Annotated in this window: 1 pseudogene and 1 other annotated feature; the pseudogene reads right to left on the bottom strand. The window is 69.6% G+C overall.

What is annotated here, in order from left to right:
• Positions 1-727 (bottom strand): annotated as a pseudogene (locus tag ABD679_RS15295) (IS3 family transposase); the annotation flags it as partial.
• Positions 349-465 (bottom strand) — a sequence feature (AL1L pseudoknot). (Overlaps the previous pseudogene by 117 nt.)

Raw genomic sequence — 727 nt, 5'->3', positions numbered from 1 at the left:
GACGTACGTGAAGTCCGACACCCACAACGCATCCGGCCGGTCGGCGCGAAACTGCCGGTTCACCCGGTCCAGCGGGCACGGGCGCGCCGGGTCGTTGACCGTGGTGCGTACCGGCTTGCCGCGGACCACGCCGCGCAGACCCATCTGCCGCATCAGGCGCTCAACCGTGCAGCGGGCGACCTGCACGCCCTCGCGCAGCAGCTGCCGCCAGACCTTGCGCACGCCGTACACCCGGAAGTTCTCTTCCCATACGCGGCGGATCTGCTCGCACAGCACGGCGTCGCGATGCCAGCGCGCCGGCTGCCGTTCCGGGTCGGCCTGCCTGGCCGCATGCGTGTAGTAGGTCGACGGAGCGATCGGCAGCACCCTGCAGATCGGCTCGACTCCGTACATGGCGCGGTGTTTGTCGATGAACGCCGTCATGGCTTGAACCGGCGGTCGAGCTCCGCCTGGGCAAAATACGCCGATGCCTTGCGCAGGATCTCGTTGGCCAGGCGCAGCTCGCGCACCTCCCGCTCCAACGCCTTCATCCGCGCCTGATCGTCAGTGGTTGGCCCGCTGCGCAAGCCGCGATCACGCTCGGCCTGGCGCACCCAGCGACGCAGCGACTCGGGCGTGCAGCCCACCTTGCCGGCGATCGATGCGATCGCAGCCCACTGCGACCCGTGATCGCCCTGGTGCTCCAGCACCATCCGCACCGCGCGCTCGCGCAGCTCGGGGGAATATC

Origin of the sequence: Luteimonas lutimaris (assembly GCF_039537065.1) — a bacterium.
Classification (GTDB): Bacteria; Pseudomonadota; Gammaproteobacteria; order Xanthomonadales; family Xanthomonadaceae; genus Luteimonas; species Luteimonas lutimaris.
The sequence above is the reverse complement of the archived record's forward strand: the minus strand, read 5'-3'. Positions and strand labels throughout refer to the sequence as shown.